The following is a 26,118-nucleotide window of genomic DNA, read 5'->3' as shown; positions in this document are numbered from 1 at the left end:
TGTCCTGTCCGCCCGTCTTGCCCTCGACTTGCCTACGGCTTGCCGACGTTTAGGGAAAACCGTGCGGTGAATTTACCGTTTCCTGCTAATCGGGGCGTTTCGGCTAGGGTCTTGGCTGTGACAGTGAACCTCACCGAGACCCGCCCGGCGCCCCCCGCGCCGGCTCCGGACCGGCCGGTCACGCGCGTCGTGCTGGAAGTCGTGAAGTTCGGGGTCGTCGGCGGCAGCGGTGTCCTCGTCAATTTCCTCGTCTTCAACCTGCTGCTGCACGGCCTGCGATGGCAGGCGATGACCGCGACGGTCCTGGCCAGTTGTATCGCGATGGCGACCAATTACCTGGGATTCCGCTTTTTCGCCTATCGCGACCGGGCCTCACGCACCCGCAACCAGATCGCGCTGTTCTTCGTCTTCAGCGGTATCGGTGTGGTGATGGAAATCGGCCTGTTCTGGGTCGGTTATCACGGTCTGGGCCTGCACAGTGTGCTCGAATCAAATGCGGTGAAGGCACTGTCGATCGTGCTCGCCTCCGCGTTCCGTTTTCTCGTCTACCGCACGTGGGTGTTCCAGCAGGATGCGCGCCACCTCGCCTAGCACCGCGAGCGCCGGGCGGGCGCTGCCCCAGGCCGCCGCCGCGCTCGTGGTCGTCCTTCTGCTCCTGGTGATCGTCCGCCTGCCCTGGGTGGGCGATCTCGGCATGCACGCGGCGACCGTGCAGCGGCTGCGGCACAGCCTGCTGCACCCGGGCAACCCCCTGGTCGACGCCGACACGCCGAGCCCGTACTACTCGCCGTGGATGGTGGTGCTCGGCTGCCTCGCCAAGCTCACCGGTCTCTCCGTCTTCGTCGTGCTGCGGATCGGTGCGTTCGTCGGGCTCGGATTGCTCGTCACCGGCGTGTGGCGGTACGTCCGCACGCTGAGCGCTCACCGTGCCGCGCCCGCCCTGGCGCTGCTGAGCCTGGTCCTTCTGTGGGGCCCGGTCCTGTTCAACTGGAGCGGCTTCCTCGGCCTCAACTCGCTCGCGCTGACGGTGTCGTACCCCAGCGTGTTCGCACTCGGCCTCTCCTTCCACTTCTGGGCATGGCTCACCCGAGCGCTGCGCGAGGAGACCCGCTGGGAGAGGTGGCTCGGGCTCGGCCTGATGTGGGCGCTGATCCTGCTGTGCCACCAGTTCACCGGGGTCGTGGCGACCCTCGGCGCGCTGGCCATGGTGATCGCCGCGCGGCCGGGCCGGCCGGTGCTGCTGCGGCTCGGCGCCGCACTGGCCCTGGGCGTGGTCCTGCTCGGGCTCTGGCCGTACTACGACTTCTTCGCGCTCTTCTCCGCGGGCGCGGACCTCGAAGCGATCCACCGGCCGCTCTACGACGACCTGGCCGGTCGGTTCGGACTGGTTCTGCTCGGGGTCGCGGCCCTGGGCATGCGCTGGCGGCGGGATCGCTGGGACCCCTTGGTCCTCTTCTTCCTCCTCGGCGCGCTGATGTTCGCCGCGGGCGGGCTGACCGGACACTACTCGTGGGGCCGCGCCCTGCCCGCCGCCCTGATCCCGGCCCAGCTCGCGGCCGCGCTGGAGGTCGTGTCGGCGGGGAAGCGGGCGGTGCGGACCGGCTGGGCATGTGTGCTCGGCGCCGCGCTGGTTGTGGGGGCGTGGACCCAGGTGGGGACGCTCGGGTATGTGGTCGGGCGGAATGCGCTGCCCGGTGTGGTCGCGGCGAAGTACCGGGAGCCGTGGGTGGGGTACCACTGGATCACGCCGTGGGTGAAGTACGGGGACGTGGTGATGGCTCGTACGACGCCGGCGCGGCAGATCCCCGCGTACGGGGCGTACACCGTGGCGCCCGGCTATCCCGATGTGTTCCTGCCGGATGCGGGGAGGCGGGACGCGGCGGTGACGCGGTACTTCGCGGCGGGTACGTCGGGCGAGGTGCGGCGGGGGATAGTGCGCGACTACCGGGTGCGGTGGGTCGTGAGTACGAAGGGGGCGGGGGAGCCGTGGCTGCGGCAGGTGGCCGTGGGGCCGCGGGGGCAGGTGCTGTACGAAGTGAAGCACTGAGCCGGTGCTGCAGCCGGGGGCGGGCGGGTTTCGCCCGCGCTCGCCGGGTGCCGCTGCGCCCACCCTCCCCCGCTCTCGGATTCGCTCGAACGGGGGATCCCCAGCGGCACGACTGCCCGCAGCTGGGAGCGCCCCGAAGGGGCGCGGGGAACTGCGCGATCAGCCCCCACGCACCCGCGGACGAACAGCCGTCCCGGCAACCGCACCCGCGGACGAACAGCCGTCCCGGCAACCGCACCCGCGGACGAACAGCCGTCCCGGCAACCGCACCCGCAGTTGACCAGTGGCCCCTGGTTACCTCAGTACGCTCGCCACAAGCCGCGCAGCGTTCCGTACCTTCGGGCGGGCCACCTTCTGGATCACCGGGCGGACGACACGGGCCGTCACGCCCACCGGGCGCCAGCGGATCTGGAGGCGGCCGGGGTTGCGGCCCTCCGGTTCGACCGTGACCTCGTGGGGGGCTGTGCCCGAGCGGTAGTCGATACGGGCGGTGACGCGCGGGAAGTCGAGGGGCGCCAGGAGCACGCCGGAGTGGGCGAGGCCCTGCTGCTCCAGCCGGAGCAGCGGGTGGCGCACTCCGTCGAAACCCTGCACCGAGAGCTGCGCCGTCGCCAGATCGAGCCGGACCCGGCCCTCGAAGACACCGGGACGCACCGGGTCCAGGCGGAAGGGGACCGTCATACGGCGGCGGGAAGGAGCCAGCACCAGGCTTGCGCGCTGCGGGCCCACCGGTAGCCGCAGTCCGGGGTCGTAGGTGCGGATCGCGAGGGTGAGGGAGGCCCCGGGGCCCGGGGTCAGATCGGTGATCTCGTGCCGGAAGTGGGCGCTCGGGAACGGCCGGGTGTCCAGCTCCAGGTCGGAGATGTCCAGTTCGCGGCGGGCCCGGTCTCCGGAGGGCACGACGTCGCCCCAGTAGGTGGCGCCGGACTCGTCTGCGGTGACATGCCTGGGTGCCACCGGGTGGCCCAGGCCCCGCGCCGCCTGCCGGGCGTCGGACAGTCGGCTGTCGCGCAGGAGCTGGAGGACGACCCGTTCCGGGCGGGGCAGGCGGGTGTACGCGCCCTCGGCCAGCGTCTCCAGGTACGGGTTCATGATCTCGGCGAAGGACTCCAGCCAGGCGTCGTCCCGGTAGGGCAGATCACCCGCGTACATCCGGAAGTCGTGCTTGAGGAACTTGAAGTCCTTGTCCTCCCGCAGCCCGGCGTGCCCGCTGCTGACCAGGAAGTCGTCGATCAGACGCTGGACGTGCACCCGGTCGCTGACGTTGGAGATCTTGTGCCGCTGGTTGGAGATGGAGGCCGACGCGGCGGCCGCGAACGGCGCGATGTACCAGACGTACACCGGGTCCGGGATGATCGTGAACGCCTTCGCCAGGCAGTACGCCTGCGCCGAGAACAGCTGGTCCTCGTAGTGGATGCCCTCGGGGAAGCGGAGCTGGTGGCGGTCGAGGAAGGCACGGGCGTACATCTTGCTGGTCGACAGGTGCTCGAAGAGCAGCCGGGGGTCGGAGTCGATGCCCTCCACGGTGCGGTGCTCGGCAACCAGGTGCGGCATCCAGGTCGAGCGGCGCCCGTTGTCCACCCGTACCCGCCGCACCGCGCCCATGGTGAAGTCCACCTCGCGCTCGCGGTGCGCGGCCAGCAGCAACTCGACCGCGCGGGGCGGGAGTTCGTCGTCACTGTCGAGGAACATCAGGTACGGCGCCCGGGCGATCTCGATGGCCCGGTTGCGGGGGGCGCTGCAGCCGCCGCTGTTCTCCGGCAGGCGCAGGTAGTGGACGCGGTGGTCCTCGGCGGCCAGCTGCCGGGCGACGGCCGGGGTGTCGTCCGTGGAGTGGTCGTCACTGATGACGATCTCGATGTTGGCGTGGGTCTGGGCCCGCAGGGAGGCGACCGCCCGGGGGAGCCGTGCGGCGTCGTTGTAGACGATGACCGTCACCGTGACGTCGGGGGTCGTCATGCCGTGGCCTCCTCGGGGGTCGGGGCGGGGGTGCGTTCGTCGAGCGGGATCACCGGGGGCAGCGCCTCCTCGGGCTCACCGAGGAAGACCCGTCGTACGACCCGCTCGGCGGCGTGCCCGTCGTCGTACTCGCAGAACCGGCGCCGGAACGCGGCCCGCGCCTTCGCCGCGCTCTCGTCGCGCCAGGCGCCCGAGAGGAAGATCTCCGCCAGTTCCTCCTGGGTGCGGGCCACCCGGCCCGGTGCCTCGGCCATCAGGTCGAAGTACACGCCCCGGGTGGTCCGGTACGTCTCCCAGTCGTCGGCGTAGACGACGATCGGGCGGTCGAGGTTGGCGTAGTCGAACATGATCGACGAGTAGTCCGTGACCAGCGCGTCGGCGGCCAGGCACAGTTCCTCGACGGGGTCGTAGGAGGAGACGTCGATGATCCGGCCGCTGCGGCGCAGGTCGGTGAGCGGAGAGGCGGCACCACCGTAGAAGTAGTGGGCGCGCACCAGCAGGACGGTGTCCTCGCCGAGGCGGTCGGCCAGGGCGGCGAGGTCGAGGCGGGGGGTGAAGCCGGCCTCGTAGTCGCGGTGGGTGGGTGCGTAGAGGACGGCGGTGCGGCCGGGGGCGATGCCGAGGCGTTCGCGGGCCGTGCGGACCGCCTGGGCGTCGCTCGTGTAGAAGACGTCGTTGCGCGGATAGCCGTGGTCCAGGGAGGTGTAGCGGGCCGGGTAGGCGCGCTCCCACATACGGGTGGAATGGCTGTTGGCGCTGACGCTGTAGTCCCACTTGTCGATGCGGGCCAGCAGCGCGGCGAAGTCCAGGCCCTTGGCGGCGGCCGGGTGCTCCATCTGGTCCAGGCCCATGCGCTTGAGCGGGGTGCCGTGGTGGGTCTGCAGGTGGATCGCGTCGGGGCGCTTGACCACCGCGTTGGGGAAGTTGACGTTGTTCGTCAGGTACTTGGCGGTGGCCAGCGTCTCCCAGTAGCGGCGGGTGCCGGGGATCACATGGTCCGTGCCGGGCGGCAGCAGGGCCTCGTTCTCCTTGTTCACCACCCACACCCTGTGGATGTGCGGGGCGAGTTCGGCGAGCTTGGCGGCGACGGCGGCCGGGTTGCAGGAGACCCCGCGCTCCCAATAGGCCGCGAACACGGCCAGGTTCGGGTCGACCGGGCGGCCGAGCGCCCTGCGGTACTGCTGGTCGCGGAGCTTCGCGCCGATCTGGCGCTTCCGGGTCCGTACGGCCTTCCTGGCGGCGCGCCGGCTGCGGTTGGCGGCCTGGAAGGCGCGGTACTTGGTGTAGGCGCCCTCTTCGAGCAGGGCGTGCCGGACGCCCTCGATCCCGGCCGGGCTCTGATGGCCCTCGGGGCGCCAGCGGACAGCCGCCAGGGAGGCCCGGCGGAAGAACTCGCGGGCCACCGCGTCGGGCAGGTTCTCGCCGGCGAAGGTGCGCACCAGGTCGCGGACCATCAGGTCGTACAGCACCGTGCGGGCGGCGCGGCGGTCCCTGGCGAGCGGGAGCAGTGACTCGTACCGGTCGATGAGCGCGAACCGGTCCTCGGGGGTGATGTGCGGCAGGCTCTCGGGCCGCAGCTTGCGGTCCTCGTACGCCACCTGGTTCAGGCAGGCGACGCGGCCGGCGTGCAGCAGGGCCGCGTGGGCGGCGTACGCCTCGTCGTCGGTGGTGAGCTGCTCCTCGTGCGCCCGCCAGAAGGAGGCGCGCAGGGCGCGGGTGCCGAGCAGCGGGGTGAGGCGCAGCAGGTCGGCCGCCTCGTCCAGGGCCAGGTCGGCGCGGCCGGCGCCGGCCAGCAGACGGCCGTCGCGGGAGGGGGTCGAGGCGCTCTGCCAGGTGGTGGTGGCATGGCCGAGGAGGAGTACGTCGACGATGGCGCCGGTGTCGTCGAGTTCGGCGGTGCGCTCGGCGATCAGCCGCGACGCACCGGCCGGCAGGCCGTCCTTGGCGTGCACGAAGTGCAGCCAGCGGCCGGACGCCCGAGCGGCTCCCGCCGCCCGGGCCGCCGCGTCATCGGTACCGTCCGGCAGGGGCACCACGACCGTCTCCGGGGAGTGACCCTCGGCCGTCTCCCGTGCCCAGTCGCCGACTGCGGCGACGATCACCTCGGCGTCCGGAAGCGGGCGGGCCTCCAGCGAGTCGAGCAGTTCGGTCAGATGCCCCTGGGCGTTCGGCCCGTAGACGATGATGCTGAGTTGGGGCATCGCTGGGGACTCCTTCGGCTCGTCGTCTCGAGGGACCACCTTTCATAACATACTGTCACTAGAGGTATGAAAGGGATAACCACGCCTGAGGTAAGAGGGGGCTCAGGAAGGAAGAGGCACTTTGGACGCCTCGGGTTTCGCTGCCGTCTGCTTCGGCGTCGTCTTCTTCGCCGTCTTGTCGCTCTTGTCGCCGGTGAAGGCCTCGTACTCTCTCATGACGTCCTCGGTCGGCCCGTCCATGCGCAGTTCGCCGCGCTCCAGCCACAGGACCCGTTCGCAGGTGTCGCGGATCGACTTGTTGTTGTGGCTGACCAGGAAGACCGTTCCCGCGCTCTGTCGCAGTTCACGGATCCGCTCCTCGGAGCGCACCTGGAACTTGCGGTCGCCGGTGGCGAGGGCCTCGTCGATCAGCAGGACGTCGTGGTCCTTGGCCGCGGCGATGGAGAAGCGCAGCCGGGCGGCCATGCCGGAGGAGTAGGTGCGCATCGGAAGGGTGATGAAGTCGCCCTTCTCGTTGATCCCGGAGAACTCGACGATGTCCTGGTAGCGCTCCCTGACCTCCTCGCGGGACATGCCCATGGCGAGACCGCCGAGGTGGACGTTGCGCTCGCCGGTGAGGTCGTTCATCAGGGCCGCGTTGACGCCCAGCAGCGAGGGCTGGCCGTTGGTGTAGATGTGGCCGTTCTCGACCGGGAGCAGACCGGCGACCGCCTTGAGCAGCGTCGACTTGCCCGAGCCGTTGGTGCCGATCAGGCCGATCGCCTCACCCTTGTAGGCGATGAACGACACCGCCTTCACCGCGTGCACCCGGCGCACGCCCGCCGCCTTCTCGGTCTGCTTGCGGCGCATGATGCGGTTGAGGGCGGCGGTGGCGGTGCCGCGGCCGGCGCCGGTGCCGTTGACGCGGTAGACGATGTCGACGCCGTCGGCGACGACGGTGGGGATCTTCTCGGTGTTCGCGGGGGTCTGCTCAGCCACGGCCGTACGTCTCCTCAGCCTTCCAGAAGTAGATGAAGCCGCCGATCCCTGCGAGCAGCGCCCAGCCGGTGGCTGCCGCCCACACGTGCGGGGGCAGCTGCTTGCCGTGGAAGCTGTGGATCAGCGCGTACCGCATGAGGTCGATGTAGACGGCGGCCGGGTTGGTCTCCAGCAGGATCGTGACGATGTGCGGCAGGTGGTCCTTCTTGGTGAGCTTGCCGATGCTCCACATCACGCCGGACACGTACATCCAGGTGCGCAGCACGAACGGCATCAGCTGGGCGATGTCCGGGGTCTTGGCGCCCCACCGGGCCATGATCATCGACACGCCCGCGTTGAAGACGGACTGCAGGATCAGCGCGGGGATCGCAAGCAGCCAGCGGGGGGTGACCGGGATGCCGAAGGACAGGATGATCACGACCAGCGCGGTCATCGAGAACAGCAGTTGCTGGAGCTGCTGGAGGCAGAAGGAGATCGGCATGGCGGCGCGCGGGAAGTGCAGGGCGCGGACCAGGCCGAGGTTGCCCGAGATCGCGCGGGTGCCCGCCATGATCGAGCTCTGCGTGAACGTCCAGATGAACACGCCCGTGACCAGGAACGGGATGTAGTCCGGCACACCCTTGCTGGTGCCCAGGAGCACGCCGAAGATGAAGTAGTAGACCGCCGCGTTCAGCAGCGGGGTCATGACCTGCCAGACCTGGCCGAGCTTCGCCTGGCTGTACTGGGCGGTGAGCTTGGCGGTGGCGAAGGCGGTGATGAAGTGGCGGCGGGCCCAGAGCTGGCGGACGTACTCCGGCAGGGAGGGGCGGGCGCCGCTGACCGTGAGGCCGTGCCGGGCGGCCAGCGCCGCGAGGTCGTCGTCGGCCGGGACCTGAGTGGGGGGCGGTGTGTGGAGGACCTGGCTCACATCCGCTGCTTTCGCTCGGGGGAGGGGGGAGCGTCCGGCTGCCGCCGGGGCTGGGGGGTCCCCGTCCGTCGTCCGGCGTTTCCTTACGCTTCTCTTCATGTTCTCTTACGTCGGGACGGGACCGTATCGTCGCAACGTGAGCGTAGAACCATCGACCGTCGGAACGCAACCGTTTCGTCGTAACGCCCTATGCTGGTCCGCATGACGACGAACGCCGACGAGGCCCCCAAGCGTGCGCGCCGACGGGCCCCCGCCGGGGCCGCCGTGCTCCGGGAGGACGTGACCGAGGCCATTCGCGCGGCCGTCTTCGAGGAACTGGCGGCCGTCGGCTATGCCCGCATGTCCATCGAGGGCATCGCGCGGCGGGCGGGCGTCGGCAAGACGGCGGTGTACCGCCGCTGGCGTTCCAAGCTGCATCTGGTGCTGGACGTGGTGTCCGCGATGGCGGTACTGGGCCTGCCGGTGCCGGACACCGGCTCCCTGGAGGGGGACCTCCGCCTCCTCTACGAGGTCACCTCCCGAGCCCTGCGCCACCCCGTAGCCTCGCAGATCATTCCCGATCTGCAGGCGGAGGCGGCCCGCAATGCCGACATCGCGGAGGCCCTGCAGAAGGCGCTGCGGGACGGGCAGGAGGGGGTCGCCAGCAAGATCGTCGCGGCGGCGGAGCGGCGGGGTGAGGTGCGGGCCGGAGTCGACCCCGACCTGGCCCTGGACCTGATCTCCGGTCCGCTGTACTGGCGCTCGGTGGTGATCCGCTCCCCGAAGCTGCCGAAGGGCTACCTGGAGAACCTGGCCCGGGCGACGGCGGGGGCGCTGAAGGCGCTGTGAGACCGCCCGGCACTGCGGTCGGGAGGGGCCGGACCGCCTGCCCGGGCTTGCGGGGTACCGCCGCGCCCACCCGCGCCGCCTGAGGCCCCCCAGGTCCTTGAGGCAGTGGAGGGGGGACACGACTGCCCGCAGCCGGGAGCGCCCTGAAGGGGCGCGGGGAACTGCGCGACCGGCAACCACGTGCCCGCACCCGGGACACGGCCGCAGCGAATTCGGCGGATGTCCGCTACAGCAACCGCTGGGCGAGGCCGGCCAGATCCGGCGCCCTCAGCACCCGCTCCCCGAACCCCGGCAACGGCACCTGCACCGCCTCGGCCCACCCCACCGGCACCGCCGTCACGCCGTACACCGCTCCCGCCAGTGCCCCGGTGACCGCCGCCACCGTGTCCGTGTCGCCGCCCAGGTCGATCGCCGCGCGTACCGCCTCCTCGTAGGACGCCGTCGTGCGCAGGGCCCAGACCGCCGAGCCGAGGCAGGGCCAGACCGCGCCGTTGAACTCCGTGGCCAGGTCGGGGTGCCAGTCGGGGGAGAGGACGGTCGCGTACCGGGCCCGGTGGTCGGGGTGGAGCGCGGTCAGGGTGGCGGGCAGGGCGGGCAGCGGGTCCGCGCCGGTCAGGGCGATCCGGATCAGCTCGTGCAGGACGGCCGTGCCCTCCCAGGCCGCCCGGTCGCCGTGGGTGAGGGCGGACAGGCGGCGGGCGGCGTCCATGGTGGCCTCACGGCCGTGGCGGGCGAAGTGCACCGCCGAGGGGGCGGCCCGCATCAACGCCCCGTTGCCGGCCGCCCGCTGGTTGACCTGGAAGTGCAGGGCTGCGGCCGTGTCCCAGGGGTCGCCGCTGCTCAGGACCGCCTCCGTCTGCAGGCCTATGTCCTTGGGGCCGGCTGCCGCCCACCGCTGGAAGCGCCGGAAGACGTCCGGGAGATCCAGGCCGCCGCGTTCCAGCAGCGACTCGGCGGTCAGGACCGCCAGTTGGGTGTCGTCGGTCGCCTCGCCGGGGTCCCAGCCGCCGCCCCCGCACATCTCGCCGCCGTACCCGGGGTGCGGGAAGCGGGCCGAGAAGGCGCCCTCCGGGCCGAATTCGAAAGGGGCCCCCAGGGCGTCGCCCACGGCGGAGCCGAGGAGGGTGCCGACGGCGCGGTCGGCACGCGAGGGGGCGGTCATTCCGGGACCTAGGACCTTGCCGCCTCGGGGTGCAGTCGTACCCAGCCCTCCCAGGCCGAGGTGATCATGTCCTGGACGTCGTACTTCGCCGTCCAGCCCAGTTCCGTGGCGATGCGGTCGGCGGAGGCGACGACCCGGGCGGGGTCGCCGGGGCGGCGCGGGGTGACGGTGGGGGGACGGTTGTAGCCGGTGACCGCGTTGATCTGGTCGATCATCTCGCGGACGGAAACGCCCTCGCCGCGGCCGATGTTGAGGGTCAGGTCGTGGCCGGGCGTGGAGCGCAGCGCGCGGGCGACCGCCACATGGGCCTCGGCCAGGTCGACCACGTGGATGTAGTCGCGGACGCAGGTGCCGTCGGGGGTCGGGTAGTCGTCGCCGAAGATGCGCGGGGCCGCGCCCTCGGTGAGCTTCTCGAAGACCATGGGGACGAGGTTGAAGACGCCCGTGTCGGCCAGGGCGGGAGTGGCCGCGCCCGCCACGTTGAAGTAGCGCAGGGAGGCGGTCGCAAGTCCCGTCGCCCGGCCCGTCGCGCGGACCAGCCACTCGCCGGCCAGCTTGGTCTCGCCGTAGGGGGAGAGAGGGAGACAGGGGGTCTCCTCGGTCACGAGGTCGACGTCCGGCATGCCGTAGACCGCCGCCGAGGAGGAGAACACGAACGACGGAACCTGCGCCGCCGTCACCGCCTCCAGCAGGACCCGCAGGCCCTCCACGTTCTGCCGGTAGTAGTGCAGCGGCAGGTCCACGGACTCGCCCACCTGCTTCTTCGCCGCGAGGTGGACGACCCCGGTGACCTCGTGCTCGGCGAGGGTGCGGGCCACCTTCTCGCCGTCCAGGACGGAGCCCACCACCAGCGGCACCTCCTCCGGCACGCGCTCGGCGACGCCCGTGGTCAGGTCGTCGTAGACCACCGTCCGCTCGCCCGCCTCGGCCATCGCACGTACGACGTGCGCCCCGATGTATCCGGCGCCGCCGGTGATCAGCCAGGTCATGTACTGCTGTCCCCTCATCTGCCGGCCGGCGGTGGCCGGCGGCTCTCGGTCACGTGTCGCTCGGTCGGTTCTGGTTCTCAGTGAAGCAGGCGGCGCAGCCGCCCGCGGGCGATCTTGACGACTCCGCGCAGCCCGGTGGCCACGCGCAGTGCCAGCGCGCCGGAGTGTGTGGTGTACGGCTGGACCAGCAGCACCCCGTGCCGGGTGCTGGGGACGGCGCGCCGGCGCAGCCGGCCGGCGCCCACGAGAGCGTGCGCCGTGGCGTCCCGGTGCGTGCCGTCCGCGAAGCGCACGGTCAGGCGCAGGTCCCAGGTGCCCGCGCCGAGCGCGGCCAGGCCGACGGGCACCTCGGCCGCCCAGCCGTCCGCGCCCGAGGGCGTGAAGGGAGCCGTCGCGCGCTGGACCGTACGCCCGTCCTCCCTGCACTGCCATTCCACCTCCACCTCCTGCGGACCGGCTTCGGCCAACCGCCCGTACAGCTCGTGCAGCCGCAGGTGCAGGCGGGTGTCACGCGCGCGTGGGCGCAGTTCGCCGTCCACGGTGAGAGGCAGGACCCGGGGCGGGCGGGTCAGGAAGGGGGTGAGGGTGACCTGGGGGAGGTCGGCGGACCAGACGGGCGTGCCGTCGGGGATGCGGGCGTAGGGCGGGAGCAGCCGGGCCGGGCGGGCGGCCAGCTCCTTCAGGCGGGGCAGGTCGCACGGCTCGGGGGACTCCAGGACGACCCGGGCGAGCAGCCGGCCGGGCGCCGTCGGGTTCAGCTCCCAGTCGGCGGCGTCGTAGCGTGCGAGGTACTCGCGGGTGTGCGCCCACCACGCGCGCTGGTAGGACGCGTCGCGCAACCCCAGCTCGCGCGCGTACATGCGCACCTCGTGGTCCAGGAACTTGGCCCGCGCGGCCCGCGCCAGTTCCTTCTGGCCGGCGCCGAGCAGGATGTCGTACGCCAGTGCGCACGCCTCCGTACGCGCCTTCCAGTTGTCGATGCGCCCCCGGTCCAGGGAGAGCGACAACCGCTCGGCGGACCGGCGTACGTGCCACACGTACACGAGGTCGGGCACGAGCGCCATGCGCGGTGTGGCGGCCAGGACACGCGCCGTGAAGACGATGTCCTCGTAGAGGAAGCGCCCTTCGGGGAAGCGGATGCCGTGCTCGCGCAGGAAGTCGGTCCGGTACAGCTTGTTGACGCACAGCGTGTCGTGGACCAGGCGGGGGCGCTGTGCGGGGCGCGCGAGGACGGTGTGCGCCGCGTAGAGGGGCTCCTGCCAGGGCTGTTCATGCCCCGAGGGCAGCTCCCGGCGCACGCACAGGCCACCCGCGACCTCGGCCTGCGCCCCTGTGGCAGCCGCCAGCAGGGCGTCCACCGCACCGGGCGGCAGCACGTCGTCGCTGTCCAGGAACATCGTGTACGGCTTCGTCACCGCGTCGATCCCGGTGTTGCGCGGGCTGCCGCAGCCGCCGCTGTTCACCTCCCGGCGCACCACCCGCAGCCGGGGCTCCTCGGCGGCCAGCCGCGCGAGCAGCTCGCCGCTGCCGTCGGTGGAGCAGTCGTCCACGGCGACGACCTCACCGACCGCCGGCCCCTGACCGAGCGCCGAACGCACGGCCTCGGCGACATGGGCGGCGTCGTTGTAACCGATGACGACGACGCCGACCTGAGGGGTCGGCTGCGGGTCTGGTGAGTCCGGAAGCATGAGTTCCACAGGCAGGGAGCGTAGAAATGCTCGGTAATAACCGGTTAAGAGATGCTTAGCGCTCGATCCTGAAGACGGTCGGAATCGGGTCGGGGTTCCGTCGCGGGCGCAGACTTTCCGGCGGGCGGCCGCGCGGAGCGCCACAGCCGGACGAAGGACAGCACCGCCGCGCCCACCAGCAGCCCGTTGCGGGCCAGCATCAGCAGGCAGCCCGTCCAGGTGCCGTCGACCACCTCACGGTAGTACACCGGGAACGCCACGCTGCTCAGCGCGCTCGCTGCGAGGACCAGCAGGGCCACCGGGCGCTGGCTGGTGTACCGCGAGGTCAGGCACACGGCGGCCAGGCCCAGCAGCCAGATCATGTACTGCGGGCTGATGACCCGGCTGGTGACGGTGAACAGCAGCACCGCACTCAGCGCGGCGTCGAACGGCGTCGCCTCGTTCCACTGCCGCGCCCGCACCCGCCACAGCAGCAGCAGCCCGAAGGCGGCCGCGGTGAGCCCGAGGGAGGCGGTGGCGACGGCGGCGGCGTGCGGGCCGACCAGTTCGATCGCGCCGTACCGGTAGCGGATCCTGCCGTGCCAGCCCGCGTGCCTGCCGAGATTGAGCGCCGTACCGCCGAGCGACTCGATCTGTACACCCCGGCCGCCCTGCTGTTGCAGGAAGGCGAGCGAGTTGTGGAACGAGGTCGCCAGGAGTGCGAGGGCGGCGGCCCCGGCTCCCAGCGCCCATGTCCACGCCGTCCGGGTCGCACGCCCGCGGGGCGTCCCGAGCAGCACCAGCGCCGGCCACCCCTTCACCAGGGCGCCCAGTGCCCCGTACACGCCGCCCGCACGCGGAGAGCGCGCCAGCGTCAGCAGGGAGACGACGGCGAGTGCGGTCACCTGCACGTCGTAGCGGACCAGCGGCATGTAGAGCAGCAGCGGCAGACCACCGGTCCACACGACCGCGCCGAGCAGGCTGCGGCCCGGGCGCCTTCCCGTACGGGCCAGGGCCGTTGTGACCAGCGCGTCCGCGGCCAGCGTCAGCACCACGAACGCCTGAAAGTACGTCAGCCAGGGCAGGAGGCCCGGCGCCAGCAGCACCACGCCCGCGCCGGGCGGGTACTGCCACGTGGTGTCGTGCGCCGGGAACGCGCCGTGCGACAGGACGCCGGACCAGTGGACGTACAACCGCCACACCTCACGGGCCACCGAACCCCCGCCGAGCAGGCGTGCGCTGCCGTGGACGAGCAGCCACAGCATCAGTGCACGGGTGGCGAGCCAGACGGCGGCGAGGGCGAGGACCGGGCCGGGGGTGACACGGAGACGGTTCATCACGTGGGAGCCTAATGCTCGGGGATGGTGTATCCATGCCGATACGCCGTCAATGAGCGGAAAAGGTTGGCTAATCGCAAAAGATTCGAGCCGTGGTGAATGTCAGGCCTCGTGTGAAACCGAAGTCGCACAGGACGGCTGCAGCGGCCGTCGGCGTCCCGACGGGTGCAACGACCGAGGAGGCGCGTGGTGCGCCGAGTGCGCCCGATGCGCCGGGCCGCATCCCGTGGCGTGCCCGGTGCGCCGTCGCCGTGTCCGTGCCCGCGCTGGTGATGTTCGCCCTCGGGCTCTGGGGTCTCGACCGCGGCGGGATGTGGCGGGACGAGGCGGTCACCTTCCAGGTCTCGCGCCGTACCCTGCCGCAGATCTGGCGGCTGCTGCAGGGGGTGGACGCGGTGCACGGCCTCTACTACCTGCTCATGCACGCCGTCCTCGCCGTCCACCCCGACGAGGTCGTCCTCAGGCTTCCGTCCGTGTGCGCGGCGGCGGTCACCGCGGGCCTGGTGGCCGCACTCGGCGCCCGGCTGGTCCGGCCGCGGGTGGGGCTGTGGGCCGGGCTGCTCTACGCGATCGCACCGATGGCCGGCCACTACGCGCAGGAGGGCCGCTCCTACGCCCTGGTCGCGGCCGGCGCCACGGGGGCGACGCTGCAGTTCGTCCGGGCCGTGCAGGGGGGTTCCTGGTGGGCCTACGGCGTCGTTCTCGGCCTTACCTGCTGGCTGCACGAGTTCGCGGTCCTGCTGCTGCTCGCCCACGCGGTGGCGCTGGCGCTGGCCCGGGCAAAGGCGGGGGTGTGGCGGGGCTGGGGGTGTGCGGCGGGCGCGGCGGGTCTTGCGCTGCTGCCGATGGTCCTCGTCTCGCGTGCACAGTCGGCGCAGGTGGCGTGGTTGCGGGAGCCGGGCGTGGAGACGGCGCAGGGGCTGCTGCGGACGTTTCTCGGGCCCACGGACGGGGTGTACTGGGCGTGTCTGGGGCTGGCCGTGCTGGGGCTGGCGGGGTTGGTGGGGCGGCGCGGGGAGGTGACCTGCGCGGGGGTCTGTCTGCCGCTGAGCGTGGTGCCGCCGGCCGTGCTGATGCTGGTGTCGCAGCTTTCACCGCTGTACGTCGACCGGTACGTGCTGTACGCCCTGTCGGGGGCGCCGCTGTTGGTGGCGGCGGGGGCCGAGCGGGTGGCCGGGGCGGCCGGCCGGCTGTGGGCGAGAGGGCGCCCGGCGTGGCACTCCCCGCTTTCCACCCTGGCCGGTCTTCTCGCCCTCGGGCTCGTCCTCGCCCAGCAGCTTCCCCTGTTGCGCGGTGATCGCAGCCCGGCCCACCGGCCCGATGACCTCGCCTCCGTCTCCCGGACCGCCGAGCGGCGACTGCGGGCCGGGGACTGCGTGCTCTTCCTTCCGGTGCAGACGCGGAATGCGGCCCTCACCTACCCGGGGGCGTTCCGGGGGGCCCGGGACGTGGCGCTGGCGAGGACCGCCGCCGACTCCGGGACGCTGTACGGGCAGGAGGTCTCCCCGGGCACCCTGCGCCGTCGGACGGCCCGGCTCGAGAGGGTGTGGGTCGTCGCCGACCGGGACCTGCTCGGCGGCCGGTGGAGGCCGGGCAGCCCCACCGAGCGGGCCAAACTCGCCCTTCTCGCGCGGGAGTTCGTCCCCCGCGAGGAGTGGGTGCAGGACGACGTGGCCGTCCGGCTCTACGTCCGGCCGGGCCGGGTCAGTGGTCCTGCGAAGCCTCTTGCAGAGCCGCCGCGTCCAGCGCGGTCGTGAGCCGGTCGAGCCGGTCGCGCAGGTCGCCGATCTCCGTCGGTTCGAAGCCCGTCGCCGCCAGGATGCGGCGGGGCACCTCCAGGGCCCGCTCGCGCAGCGCCGCGCCCTCCCCGGTCAGCCGCACCTGGACCGACCGCTCGTCGTGCGCGCTGCGCTCGCGCCGCACCAGACCGGCTCCCTCCAGTCGCTTGACCAGCGGTGACAGCGTGCCGGAGTCCAGACGCAGATGCTCGCCGAGGCTCTTGACGGGCAGGTCGCCCTGCTCCCACAGCACCAGCATCACCAGGTACTGCGGGTAGGTGAGCCCGAGGTCCTTGAGGAGTACGCGGTAGACGCCGTTGAAGGCGCGGGACGCGGCGTGCAGGGAGAAGCAGATCTGGCGGTCCAGGCGGAGCCAGTCCGCTTCGGAAGCGGTGGCGGTCTCAGGGGTCGGCGAGGCGGTCATGGCTCCAGGATAGCTCTGGCGAGCCATTTAGTTGTGCACAACTTAATTGTGTGCTCTACTTGTGGTCGTGAAGGCGGCGGACAGGAGCCGCCGGACTGCAGATGACTTTCGAGAGGGATGGTCTTCCATGGACGCGCTCTACACCGCTGTCGCCACTGCCACCCACGGCCGCGACGGCCGCGCCGTCTCCTCCGACGGCAAGATCGACCTCAAGCTGGCCCCGCCGGTGGAGCTCGGCGGCAACGGCGAGGGCACCAACCCGGAGCAGCTCTTCGCCGCCGGCTACGCCGCCTGCTTCGGCAGCGCCCTCGGCCTCGTCGGCCGCCAGGCGAAGGTGGACGTCAGCGACGCCGCCGTGACCGCCGAGGTCGGCATCGGCAAGCAGGGCGAGGGCTTCGGCCTGAAGGTGACGCTGCGCATCGAGCTGCCCGAGAGCGTGGACGAGGCGACCGGCCGCAAGCTGGTCGAGACCGCCCACCAGGTCTGCCCCTACTCCAACGCCACCCGCGGCAACATCGAGGTCGACCTCGTCATCGAGTAGGACCGGCGGGACCCGCAGGAGGCCTGCGAGTCCGGTCCGGCCTCACCGGTGGTCCGCCGGCCTCACGTCGAGGCCAGCAGATCACCGGCGACGGTCTGGCCGGGGATCCGCGCGGCATCCGGCCCGGCGGCGGGCATCGACTCGCCGAGCAGCAGCGTCCGTACGACCCGCTCGGCAGCCCGCCCGTCGTCGTACTCGCAGAACCGCGCCCGGAAGTCCGACCGCAGCCGCGTCGACTCCTCGTCCCGCCACGAGCCGGACGCGAACAGCCACGCCAGCTCCCGGTAGGTTCGCGAGACATGGCCCGGCGCCTCCGCCGTGATGTCCAGGTAGGCGCCCCGGCTCGCGGTGTGTGCGGCCCAGTCGTCGGCGTGGACCACGATGGGCCGGTCCAGATTGGCGTAGTCGAACATCAGTGCCGAGTAGTCGGTGACCAGCACGTCGGAGGCGAGCATCACCTCCTCGACGTGCGGCTCGTCGGTCGCGTCGACCACGGTCCCGCGCCGGGCCAGCTCGGTCAGGCCCATGCCGCGCGCCGGACCGGCCGCCAGGGTCGGGTGCAGCCGGACCACCAGGGTGTGGCCCTCGCCCAGGTCGGCCGCGAACCGGGCCAGGTCGATCCGGTCCACGAGCCCGCCCCGGCGGTAGTCCCGGCGGGTCGGCGCGTACAGCACCACGCGGTGGTCCTCGGGGATGCCGTGCCGCATCCGGAAGCCGGCGCCGGCCCCCTCGGCCGCGCCGACCAGCACGTCGTTGCGCGGGCTGCCGGTGCGCACCGAGGTGAAGTGGCAGGGGTAGGCCCGCTCCCAGACCAGCTCGGAGTGGCGGTTGGCGACCAGGCTGAAGTCCCAGCGGTCGGCCCGGCGCAGCATCTGCGGGACATCGAAGCCGAGCCGGGCGCCGGGCTTGTCCAGCAGGTCTGCGCCCATGTACTTCAGCGGGGTGCCCCGGTGGGTGTGGATGTGCACGCTGCCGGGCCGCTTGGCCAGCGAGCCGGGCCAGTTGACGTCGTTGACGAAGAAGCCCGCCCGCGCGGTGACCTCCAGATAGCGCCGGGAGCCCACGATCACGTGCTCGACGTCCGGCGGCAGCTGTGCCGCGGTCTCCTCGTCCCGGACCACCCACACCCCGCGAAGCTGCGGCGCGATCTGAGCCGCCTTGCGGTGGACGGCGGCCGGATCACCCAGCACGCCCTGGTGCGAGGACGCCGAGTACACCACCAGATGCGGGTCCAGTGGCAGGCGCGTGTGCAGCCCGGCCCAGCCGCGCCGGGCCCGTGCGGCGGCCGTCCGGCGTGTCTGCACCGCCCGCCGCCCGGCCTCCCGGCCGGCCAGCGCGGCTTTCCGCCTCAGCCGGTACGCGGCGTAGCCGCCCTCCAGGAGGGCGACCTCACCGTCCACGAGGGCGTCCTGCGGCCGGTGCCTGCGGAACATCTCCGCCGTGCGCCGGAAGAACTCCGCCTTGTCCGCGGGCGGCAGCCGGTCCGGCTTGGCGAGGATGTCCAGACAGTGCTCGCCCATCTTCCGGTGCAGATACGGCCGCCAGGCCCACAGCCCCTCGCGCTCCGCCACGAAGGCGAAGACCCGCTCGTACTGGTCGTGGATGTCGAAGTGCTTGCGGCTGGTGGTGGACAGGATGTTGCCCTGCCGGCGCTGCCGGTAGTTCAGGCAGATCCGGTCCAGGGCGGCGATCCGGCGGGCACTGAGCAGGACCGGGAAGGTCCAGGGGGTGTCCTCGTAGTACCCGGGCGGGAACGTGAAGCCGTGCCCCTCGACGAAGTCGCGCCGGTAGACCTTGTTCCAGACCACCATCAACAGGTCCAGGACCTGCGGCCGGTCGGCGACCGTGAAGGTGTCCGCGCCGGCGTCGGCCAGCACCTGCGCGAGCACGTTGCGCCGGGTGCCGCCCCACCAGTAGGTGCGCGCGTAGTCGAAGACCAGGACGTCCGGGTCGCCGGTCTCCGCCAGCCGGTCGGCCATGGCGCGCAGCGCTCCGGGGGTGAGGGTGTCGTCGCTGTCCAGGAAGAACAGATAGTCGCCGGTGGAGTGCGGCAGACCGGCGTTGCGGGCCCGGCCGAGGCCGACGTTCTCCTGCAGGTGCAGCACCTTCACCCGCGGGTCGCGCTCGGCGTACTCGTCCAGGATCGCGCCGCAGCCGTCGGGCGAGCAGTCGTCCACGGCGATCAGTTCGAGGTCGCTGAAGGACTGCAGCAGCACCGAGTCCAGGCACTCGCGCAGGAAGCCCTGCACCTTGTAACAGGGGACGATGACACTGAAGCGGGGCACGGCGGGTCAGCTCCTCACGAGGGTCGCGGCGGCGGGGGCGGGGATGCGCTCCGCGAGCGGGATCACCGGCTGGATCGCCTCCGGCGGCTCGCCGAGCAGCACCCGCCGTACGACGCGCTCGGCGGCGTGTCCGTCGTCGAACTGGCAGAACCGCCCACGGAACGCGGCCCGCAGGGCCCTGGCCTCCGGTCCCGCGTACGAGCCGTCGCGGAAGACGCGGGCCAGTTCCTCGGGAGTGCGCACGACCGGACCCGGCGGCTCGGTCATCAGATCGAAGTAGACGCCCCGCGTCTCCTGGTAGACCTCCCAGTCGTCGGCGTACACGACGATCGGCCGGTCCAGGTTCGCGTAGTCGAACATGATGGAGGAGTAGTCGGTGACCAGCGCGTCCGCCGCCAGGCACACGTCCTCCGCGGAACGGTGCGCGGTGACGTCGATGATCCGGTCGGCCAGGCCCGGGCTCCGGCCGCGGCCCCGGTCGTAGAAGTAGTGGGCGCGCAGGAGCACGACCACGTCCTCGCCGGCCGCCGCGCAGAACGCCTCCAGGTCCGGGCCGGCCTCGAAACCGGTGTGGTGGTCGCGGTGGGTCGGCGCGTACAGCACGGCCGTCGCCCCGTCGGGCACGCCCAGCTCGCGGCGGATGCGGGCGACGTCCTCGGCGGTCGCCGAGTAGTAGATGTCGTTGCGCGGATAGCCGTACTCCAGATGCTCGTACGAGCCGGGGAAGGCACGCTCCCACATCTGGGTGGAGTGACGGTTGGAGGAGAGGTTGAAGTCCCAGCGGTCCACCCGGCTCAGCAGCTTGGTGTAGCTGCCGGACTGTGCGGCCACCACCGGGTACGTCGACTGGTCCACGCCCATCGTCTTCAGCGGGGTGCCGTGCTGGGTCTGCAGATGCACACTGCCCCGCCGCTTGACGACGCCCTCGGCGAAGTTGGCGTTGTTGACCAGGTACGTGGCGCGGGCCAGCACCTCCCAGCAGCGGCGTGAGCCGATCACCGCGAAGTCGACGTCCTTCGGCATCGCCGCGGCCTGGTCGGCCTCGACCAGGAACACCGGGTGGATGTGCGGGGCGAGTTCGCGGGCCTTGGCGTGGATGGCGGCCGGGTTGCAGGTGTAGCCGCGGCCCCAGTAGGCGCAGAACACGGCCAGACCGGGATCGAGGGGGCGGCGCAGATCGCGGGCGTAGCGCAGCCGGGTGCGCAGCATGTGCGGGCGCGGGAGACCCTCGGCGGCCTTCGCCGCGGCCTGGTTGGCGCCGCGCAGCGTGCGGAACGCGGTGTACGCGCCGGCCGCCAGCAGCCGGTGCTGCAGGCCCAGGCTGCCGCCCGGCGTGCGGTACCCCGCGGGCCGGTGCGCCCGGTACAGCCGGCCGGCCCGGCGGAAGAACGCCCGGTGCCCCGAGGACAGCCGCTCCGGCCGGGACGCCGTCTTCAGCACATGCACGAACAGCTGATCGAAGAGTGCCCGGGTCCGCGCGGCGGGCAGCCCCGCCCCGGCGGCCCGGGTCAGCACCAGCTCCACCTGGTCCAGCAGGGTGTGCTGGTGCGTTCCGGGCAGGTTGAGCCGGCTGCCCTGCCGGCGCAGCCGGTGCCGTACGACGACCTGGCGCAGTGCCGCGATCCGCCGGGCGGCGAGCGTGGTCAGCCCGCCCCATCCGAGGTCCGTGAAGTGGCTGTCGGGGAAGGTGAGTTCGTGCTCGAGGAGGAAGGCGCGCCGGTAGACGGCGCTCCACGCAGGGAGCTGCACACCCGTCAGCTCGGGGAGCCGCTCCGGCGCGAAGGCGCCCTGCGGTGCCCTCGCCAGCAGCGGGGCGGCCGGGTTCGTCGGCTCGCCCTCCCACCAGGGCGCCCGCTCGTGCTCGGCGTAGAGCACGTCGACCCCTGCGGTCTCGGTCAGGCGCGCGTCCAGCGCCGCCAGCGCGCCCGGCACGAGCAGGTCGTCGCCGTCGAGGAACAGCACGTACGCGCCGGTCGCCACCCGCAGCCCGGCGTTGCGCGCCCCGCTCAGACCGGCGGACGGTGGTGAGGTGGCCGGCGTCACCCGGGAGTCCCGCTCCGCGTATCCGGCGGCCACCACGGCGGCCGGGGCGTCGGGAGCGTCACAGACCGGGATCAGCTCCAGGTCGCCGAAGGACTGGCACAGGACCGAGTCCAGCGCCTGGGACAGCCGGCCAGCGACCCCGTGGGACGGGACGATGATGCTGAAGCGGGGCATTCTGCTCTTTCTGTCGTCTTGCGGACGCGGCTGGGCCGTCCGGCGGGACGCCAGGTGGACGGCCGGACCGGAGTGGGCCGCGTCGTACTGAGGGGCATGGGAACTCCCGGAAGGACCAACGCTGTTCAGCGGCTCTCGGTGACGGGGAGGGAGCCGGAAGGTTGCGGCACGGTGGCGAGCGGGGAGCGCGCGAGCCCGGAGGCGGCCGACGGCACCGGCCGCCGCTCGGCGAGCGGAACGAACGCCGGCCGCGCCTGCGTCTCGCCCAGCACGACATGCCGTACGACGCGTTCGGCGGCGTGTCCGTCGTCGTACGGGCAGAACCGCTCCCGGAAGGCGGCCCGCAGCTGGGCGGAGCGCGAGCCGCGCCAGTGGCCGGTGGCGAAGATGTCGATCAGTTCTTCCTCGCTGCGGGCGACCGCGCCCGGCGGGAAGGCGCGCAGGTCGAAGTAGGTCCCGCGGGTGGCCTCGTACGCGTCCCAGTCCTCGGTGTGCACGACGATCGGCCGGTCCAGGTTGGCGTAGTCGAACATCAGCGACGAGTAGTCGGTGACCAGCGCGTCCGAGGCGAGGCAGAGGGTCTCGACGCTCGGGTGGCCGCTGACGTCGATGATCCGCTCGGCGCTGGACCGGGCGAGCGGGCCGCCGTGCCAGTAGTGCGCGCGGGCCAGGACGACGAAGCGGGGGCCGAGGCGGCGCAGGACGCGCTCCAGGTCGAGCGCGGGCTGCTGGGTGCGGCGGTAGTCGCGGTGGGTCGGGGCGTACAGGATCGCGACCGTGCCCTCGGGGATGCCCAGCAGGGACCGCATCCGGGCCACGTCGTCCGAAGTCGCCGTCTGGAAGACGTCGTTGCGCGGGTAGCCGTACTCCAGCGTGGTGTAACCGCCGGGGTAGACGCGCTCCCAGGTCAGTGTGGTGTGGCGGTTGGCGGACAGGACGTAGTCCCACTTGTCGACGCCCCTGAGCAGTTCCCCGAAGTCCATGTCCCCGGCGGCCGCCGGGTGTTCCTGCAGGTCGAGGCCCATGTGCTTGAGCGGGGTGCCGTGCTGGGTCTGGACGAAGACCTGACCGGGGCGCTTCTTCAGCCGGCGGTCGAAGTTGACGTTGTTGACCAGGTACTTGGAACGGGCCAGCGCCGTCCAGTAGGCGGCCGTGCCCGGGCGCAGCCGGAGCGGGCCCGGCGGGAGCGTCTGCTGGTGCTCGGGGCGGGTGATCCACGCCGTGCGCACCTGCGGGGCGTACTGGCGGAACGCGGCCTCCAGCGCGCCCGGGTTGCAGCTGTGGCCGCGGCCCCAGTAGGCACCGAAGACGGCGCGGTCGGCGCGCAGCGGGAGGCGAAGCTGGATGCGGTAGTGCAGTTGCAGCACCGCCGCCTTCAGGGCCCGGGCGAGCTTGACGGCGAGCTTGAGCGTGCGGCGGCGCACGGCCATGGCCAGCTGCAGGGCCCGGTAGGTGCGGTGCAGCCCCAGGCGGACCAGGCTGTGCCGGAGCCGGGTGCGCAGCGGGACGGCGCCCCCCGGGGTGCAGTAACGGCGGTAGTGGGACCGGGCCGTGCGCAGGAACTCGGCGCGGGCGCCGCGCGGCAGCCGGCTCCTCTTAGTGAAGATCGTCGTGAAGTGGTCGATCATGCGGCGGAACAGCACCGGGCGCCAGCGCGCCAGTTCGGGGTGCCGGTCGACGAACGCGAAGACGCGGTCGTACTGCTCGAAGACGTCGAAGTGCTTGCGGCTGGTGGTGGCGAGGATGCTGCCCCGGCGCTGCCGGTAGTGGACGCACACCCGGTCGAGGGTGGTGATCGACTCCGCGGCCATCAGCACCGGGTACGTCCAGGGCGTGTCCTCGTAGTAGCCGGCCGGGAACTCGAAGCCCTGCTGCTCGACGAACTCGCGCCGGCAGACCTTGTTCCAGGCGACCATCAGCACCCGCAGCAGCCCCGGGCGGTCCACGAGCCGGAACGGCGCGGGACCCTGCTGGCTCAGCTGGGCGGCGAACTGGTTGCGGGCCGTCTCGCCGTTCCAGTACGTGCGTGCGTAGTCGAAGACCAGGACGTCCGGCTCACCGGTCTCCTTGATCCGGTCGGCGATCGCGCGCAGCGCGTCCGGGGTGAGCGTGTCGTCGCTGTCCAGGAAGAGCAGGTAGTCGCCCGTCGCCTCGGCGGTGCCGGCGTTGCGGGCGCGGCCCAGTCCTCTGTTCTCGGGCAGGTGGACGGGCTTCACGCGCACGTCGCGGGCCGCGTACTCGTCGATGATCGCGCCGCAGCCGTCCGGCGAGCAGTCGTCCACGGCGATCAGTTCGAGATCGGGGTACGACTGCGAGAGCACCGAATCCAGGCACTCGGACAGGTACGCCTGGACCATGTACGCGGGGACAATGACACTGAACCTGGGCAAGGGACATCCATGGGTCGGTCGGCGCGGGCGTTCTGCCCGGGAACGGCCGATGGAGTGACTTGGTTACGGTTCGTACGGCATGTGGGGGACGCCCGGCGAACGCCGAGGGACGGGCCGGTGAAGGCCCGCCCCTCGAAAGATGTCCTCTCCGTGGCTACTTGACGGCGCCCGCCATCACCCCGGTCACGAACTGCCGCTGGAACGCGAAGAACACGACCAGCGGGATCACCATCGAGATGAACGCACCGGGGGCCAGTACGTCGATGTTGTTCCCGAACTGCCGCACCTGTGTCTGCAGGGCGACCGTGATCGGCTGTGAGCCGGACTTGGTGAACACCAGCGCGACCAGCATGTCGTTCCACACCCACAGGAACTGGAAGATGCCGAGGCTCGCGATCGCCGGCCCGCCGAGCGGCATCACCACCCGGGCGAACAGACGCAGTTCACCCGCGCCGTCGAGGCGGGCCGCCTCCAGCAGCTCCCGCGGGATCTCCGCGAAGAAGTTCCGCAGCAGGAACACCGCGAACGGCAGGCCGAAGCCGACATGGAACAGGATCACCCCGAAGATCGTCCCGAACAGCCCGATCCTGCCGAACAGTTCGGCGATCGGGATCAGCGCCACCTGCACCGGCACCACCAGCAGGCTGACCACCCCGAGGAACCACCAGTCCCGGCCCGGGAACTCCATCCACGCGAACGCGTAGCCGGCCAGTGAGCCGATCACCACGACCAGGATCGTCGCCGGGACCGTGATCAGCACGGTGTTGACCAGGGAGTTGGTGATGTCGCTGTTCTCCAGCAGCTTCTGGTAGCTCTCGAAGGTCAGCTGGGAGGGCTGCGAGAACACCTTCCACCAGCCGCTCGCGCTCATGTCGTCCGGTGCGCGCAGCGAGGAGATGAGCAGGCCGATGGTCGGGACCAGCCAGAACAGGCCGACGAGGACGAGAAGGACGCGGACCAGTCCGCCGCCCAGCCGCTCGGTGATCTTCGAGCCCAGCGACTGCCGGGCCTTCACCGCCGTGTCGGCGGGGACCGCGTTCCCGATGTTTCCGGCGGTCGCCGTCATCGCCGCACCTCCCGCCTGAGCCTGCGGATGTTGAACCACATCACCGGGATCACGAGCAGCAGCAGGAACACCGCGATGGCGCTCGCGATGCCCGGCTGGCCCTCCGAGAAGCCCTTGCGGTACAGCTCCAGGGCCAGCACGTTCGCGTCGTCCTGGGAGGAGCCCGGCGCGATGATGTAGACGAGGTCGAACACCTTCAGGACGTTGATCATCAACGTGACGGTGACGACCGCGAGGACCGGTGCGAGCAGTGGCACGGTGACCCGGCGGAACACCTGCCACTCGCTCGCGCCGTCGACCCGCGCCGCCTCCAGCAGCTCCCGGGGCACGCCCGCGAGCCCGGCCGCGATCAGCACCATCGCGAAGCCCGCCCACATCCATACGTAGGACCCGATGATGGCCGGGGTGACCAGCGTCGGGCCGAGCCAGTCGACGCCGTTGTACGGCTCCTTGAAGTTGCTTGCGGGAAGCCTCAGTTGGGCCCCGTCGGCCTTCGCCGGCAGCGTGAACGTGCCGTCGCCGGCCGCCTTGGCGGTGGCCACCACCTTGCCGTCCTTGACCGCCTCGATCCGCATCCCGGCATAGCCCAGCTCGGACGGGTCGGGCACGCCGAGCCTGCCGACGCCCTTGCCGCGTGTGAAGTCCTGCCAGGTGGTGCCGGTGATCTTCCCCGGCTCCGGTGCGGCGGCCACGGCCTTCTTCGCGCCGTCGGGCATCTGGTCGGGGGCGACGCCGACCAGCGGGAGCGTGACGGCCCGGCCGGTGTGCACCGTGGCCGTGGTGAGGAAGCCGCCCCCGTCGGGCTTCAGGGGCGAGTTGCGGCCCGGGTGTGCTTTCGGGAACGCCGACGACTGGGCGAAGGTGTCGTGGACGCCCACCCACACCGCGTTGGCGACGCCCTTGTCCGGGTCCTGGTCGTACACCAGCCGGAAGATGATCCCGGCGGCCAGCATCGAGATCGCCATCGGCATGAAGACGACCAGCTTGAACGCCGTTCCCCAGCGCACCCGTTCGGTCAGCACCGCGAAGATCAGGCCGAGTGCGGTGGAGACCGTGGGCGCGAACACCACCCAGATGATGTTGTTCTTCAGTGCCGTCCGGATGCCGTCGTCGGTGAACAGCGCCTTGTAGTTGTCGAAGCCGGCGAAGCCGTCGCCCGAGGCGTTGGAGAAGCTGCGGACGACCGAGTACCCGATCGGGTAGACCACGAGCGCGCCGAGCAGCACCAGGGCGGGCAGCAGGAAGAGAGCTGCCACGGTCCTGCGGGTGCCGGTCACGCTCTTGCGGCTCTTCGGCGCGGCGGGGCCCGGTGGGGCCCCGGCCGCCGCTGCCGACGCCATCG

General features: G+C 71.8%; 19 protein-coding genes. 5 read left to right on the top strand and 14 right to left on the bottom strand.

The window, feature by feature from the left end; genetic code table 11:
* Positions 1-117: 117 nt before the first annotated feature.
* Both AB0H32_RS11455 and AB0H32_RS11450 read left to right on the top strand, forming a co-directional pair.
* On the top strand, positions 118-591 hold the full coding sequence (locus AB0H32_RS11455; protein WP_361117882.1) for a GtrA family protein: 474 nt from the start codon (positions 118-120) through the stop codon (positions 589-591).
* The gene (locus AB0H32_RS11450) at positions 572-2,047 is read left to right on the top strand and encodes a hypothetical protein (protein WP_361117879.1); all 1,476 of its coding nucleotides are present in this window, start codon (positions 572-574) and stop codon (positions 2,045-2,047) included. Before AB0H32_RS11455 ends, AB0H32_RS11450 begins: the two co-directional genes overlap by 20 nt.
* A gap of 294 nt (positions 2,048-2,341) precedes the next feature.
* Here AB0H32_RS11450 and AB0H32_RS11445 read toward each other — a convergent pair whose 3' ends face one another.
* The 4 genes from AB0H32_RS11445 to AB0H32_RS11430 all read right to left on the bottom strand — a co-directional run bounded on the left by AB0H32_RS11445 (position 2,342) and on the right by AB0H32_RS11430 (position 8,092).
* Entirely contained in the window at positions 2,342-4,006 is a 1,665-nt protein-coding gene (locus AB0H32_RS11445) for a glycosyltransferase family 2 protein (RefSeq protein ID WP_361117876.1), read from the bottom strand.
* Complete coding sequence (locus AB0H32_RS11440; RefSeq protein WP_361117873.1) at positions 4,003-6,207, bottom strand: CDP-glycerol glycerophosphotransferase family protein; 2,205 nt, start codon at positions 6,205-6,207, stop codon at positions 4,003-4,005. Before AB0H32_RS11440 ends, AB0H32_RS11445 begins: the two co-directional genes overlap by 4 nt.
* Positions 6,208-6,309: 102 nt before the next feature.
* Complete coding sequence (locus AB0H32_RS11435) at positions 6,310-7,185, bottom strand: ABC transporter ATP-binding protein (protein ID WP_361117870.1); 876 nt, start codon at positions 7,183-7,185, stop codon at positions 6,310-6,312.
* On the bottom strand, positions 7,178-8,092 hold the full coding sequence (locus AB0H32_RS11430) for an ABC transporter permease (protein ID WP_361117867.1): 915 nt from the start codon (positions 8,090-8,092) through the stop codon (positions 7,178-7,180). Before AB0H32_RS11430 ends, AB0H32_RS11435 begins: the two co-directional genes overlap by 8 nt.
* A gap of 201 nt (positions 8,093-8,293) precedes the next feature.
* On the opposite strand from AB0H32_RS11430, the gene AB0H32_RS11425 reads away from it, so the two are divergent.
* The gene (locus AB0H32_RS11425; protein ID WP_361117864.1) at positions 8,294-8,920 is read left to right on the top strand and encodes a TetR/AcrR family transcriptional regulator; all 627 of its coding nucleotides are present in this window, start codon (positions 8,294-8,296) and stop codon (positions 8,918-8,920) included.
* 226 nt (positions 8,921-9,146) lie between these two features.
* Here the strand turns inward: AB0H32_RS11425 and AB0H32_RS11420 are convergent, their stop codons facing one another.
* The 4 genes from AB0H32_RS11420 to AB0H32_RS11405 form a co-directional block, all read right to left on the bottom strand.
* Positions 9,147-10,082 carry an ADP-ribosylglycohydrolase family protein gene (locus AB0H32_RS11420; protein WP_361117861.1) on the bottom strand — a complete coding sequence of 312 codons (936 nt, stop codon included), beginning with the start codon at positions 10,080-10,082 and terminating at the stop codon, positions 9,147-9,149.
* A gap of 8 nt (positions 10,083-10,090) precedes the next feature.
* Positions 10,091-11,071, bottom strand: coding sequence for a UDP-glucose 4-epimerase GalE (gene galE / locus AB0H32_RS11415; protein WP_361117858.1), 981 nt, complete (start codon positions 11,069-11,071; stop codon positions 10,091-10,093).
* Between the two features lie 77 nt (positions 11,072-11,148).
* On the bottom strand, positions 11,149-12,759 hold the full coding sequence (locus AB0H32_RS11410) for a glycosyltransferase family 2 protein (RefSeq protein WP_361117927.1): 1,611 nt from the start codon (positions 12,757-12,759) through the stop codon (positions 11,149-11,151).
* A 44-nt stretch (positions 12,760-12,803) separates the two neighbouring features.
* Complete coding sequence (locus tag AB0H32_RS11405) at positions 12,804-14,075, bottom strand: glycosyltransferase family 87 protein (RefSeq protein WP_361117855.1); 1,272 nt, start codon at positions 14,073-14,075, stop codon at positions 12,804-12,806.
* A gap of 251 nt (positions 14,076-14,326) precedes the next feature.
* Between AB0H32_RS11405 and AB0H32_RS11400 the strand changes: the two genes are divergently transcribed.
* Positions 14,327-15,832, top strand: a complete 1,506-nt coding sequence (locus tag AB0H32_RS11400; RefSeq protein ID WP_361117852.1) for a glycosyltransferase family 39 protein — start codon at positions 14,327-14,329, stop codon at positions 15,830-15,832.
* On the opposite strand, the gene AB0H32_RS11395 is transcribed toward AB0H32_RS11400, so the two are convergent.
* Positions 15,780-16,277 carry a MarR family transcriptional regulator gene (locus AB0H32_RS11395; RefSeq protein WP_361117849.1) on the bottom strand — a complete coding sequence of 166 codons (498 nt, stop codon included), beginning with the start codon at positions 16,275-16,277 and terminating at the stop codon, positions 15,780-15,782. The genes AB0H32_RS11400 and AB0H32_RS11395 overlap by 53 nt on opposite strands.
* 127 nt (positions 16,278-16,404) lie before the next feature.
* Between AB0H32_RS11395 and AB0H32_RS11390 the strand changes: the two genes are divergently transcribed.
* Positions 16,405-16,818: an organic hydroperoxide resistance protein gene (locus AB0H32_RS11390; RefSeq protein WP_361117846.1), complete on the top strand. Its 414-nt coding sequence runs from the start codon at positions 16,405-16,407 to the stop codon at positions 16,816-16,818.
* Between the two features lie 62 nt (positions 16,819-16,880).
* Here the strand turns inward: AB0H32_RS11390 and AB0H32_RS11385 are convergent, their stop codons facing one another.
* The 5 genes from AB0H32_RS11385 to AB0H32_RS11365 form a co-directional block, all read right to left on the bottom strand.
* Positions 16,881-19,103, bottom strand: coding sequence for a CDP-glycerol glycerophosphotransferase family protein (locus AB0H32_RS11385; RefSeq protein ID WP_361117843.1), 2,223 nt, complete (start codon positions 19,101-19,103; stop codon positions 16,881-16,883).
* A gap of 6 nt (positions 19,104-19,109) precedes the next feature.
* Positions 19,110-21,320 carry a CDP-glycerol glycerophosphotransferase family protein gene (locus tag AB0H32_RS11380; protein WP_361117840.1) on the bottom strand — a complete coding sequence of 737 codons (2,211 nt, stop codon included), beginning with the start codon at positions 21,318-21,320 and terminating at the stop codon, positions 19,110-19,112.
* Positions 21,321-21,445: 125 nt separating this feature from the next.
* Positions 21,446-23,710, bottom strand: coding sequence for a bifunctional glycosyltransferase family 2 protein/CDP-glycerol:glycerophosphate glycerophosphotransferase (locus AB0H32_RS11375; protein WP_361117837.1), 2,265 nt, complete (start codon positions 23,708-23,710; stop codon positions 21,446-21,448).
* A gap of 154 nt (positions 23,711-23,864) precedes the next feature.
* Complete coding sequence (locus AB0H32_RS11370; protein ID WP_361117834.1) at positions 23,865-24,776, bottom strand: carbohydrate ABC transporter permease; 912 nt, start codon at positions 24,774-24,776, stop codon at positions 23,865-23,867.
* A complete protein-coding gene (locus AB0H32_RS11365; RefSeq protein WP_361117831.1) occupies positions 24,773-26,116 on the bottom strand; it encodes a sugar ABC transporter permease in 1,344 nt (447 codons plus the stop codon). Before AB0H32_RS11365 ends, AB0H32_RS11370 begins: the two co-directional genes overlap by 4 nt.
* Positions 26,117-26,118: the final 2 nt, after the last annotated feature.

This window comes from Streptomyces sp. NPDC020362, assembly GCF_040642095.1.
Classification (GTDB): Bacteria; Actinomycetota; Actinomycetes; order Streptomycetales; family Streptomycetaceae; genus Streptomyces.
This window is presented reverse-complemented; position numbering and strand designations above follow the sequence as displayed.

Coding starts and splice junctions, on each gene's coding strand:
- AB0H32_RS11450 (WP_361117879.1), top strand. CDS start 572: ATGCGCGCCACCTCGCCTAGCACCGCGAGCGCCGGGCGGGCGCTGCCC.
- AB0H32_RS11440 (WP_361117873.1), bottom strand. CDS start 6,207: ATGCCCCAACTCAGCATCATCGTCTACGGGCCGAACGCCCAGGGGCAT.
- AB0H32_RS11425 (WP_361117864.1), top strand. CDS start 8,294: ATGACGACGAACGCCGACGAGGCCCCCAAGCGTGCGCGCCGACGGGCC.
- AB0H32_RS11395 (WP_361117849.1), bottom strand. CDS start 16,277: ATGACCGCCTCGCCGACCCCTGAGACCGCCACCGCTTCCGAAGCGGAC.
- AB0H32_RS11410 (WP_361117927.1), bottom strand. CDS start 12,759: ATGCTTCCGGACTCACCAGACCCGCAGCCGACCCCTCAGGTCGGCGTC.
- AB0H32_RS11445 (WP_361117876.1), bottom strand. CDS start 4,006: ATGACGACCCCCGACGTCACGGTGACGGTCATCGTCTACAACGACGCC.
- galE (WP_361117858.1), bottom strand. CDS start 11,071: ATGACCTGGCTGATCACCGGCGGCGCCGGATACATCGGGGCGCACGTC.
- AB0H32_RS11390 (WP_361117846.1), top strand. CDS start 16,405: ATGGACGCGCTCTACACCGCTGTCGCCACTGCCACCCACGGCCGCGAC.
- AB0H32_RS11370 (WP_361117834.1), bottom strand. CDS start 24,776: ATGACGGCGACCGCCGGAAACATCGGGAACGCGGTCCCCGCCGACACG.
- AB0H32_RS11380 (WP_361117840.1), bottom strand. CDS start 21,320: ATGCCCCGCTTCAGCATCATCGTCCCGTCCCACGGGGTCGCTGGCCGG.
- AB0H32_RS11405 (WP_361117855.1), bottom strand. CDS start 14,075: ATGAACCGTCTCCGTGTCACCCCCGGCCCGGTCCTCGCCCTCGCCGCC.
- AB0H32_RS11420 (WP_361117861.1), bottom strand. CDS start 10,082: ATGACCGCCCCCTCGCGTGCCGACCGCGCCGTCGGCACCCTCCTCGGC.
- AB0H32_RS11365 (WP_361117831.1), bottom strand. CDS start 26,116: ATGGCGTCGGCAGCGGCGGCCGGGGCCCCACCGGGCCCCGCCGCGCCG.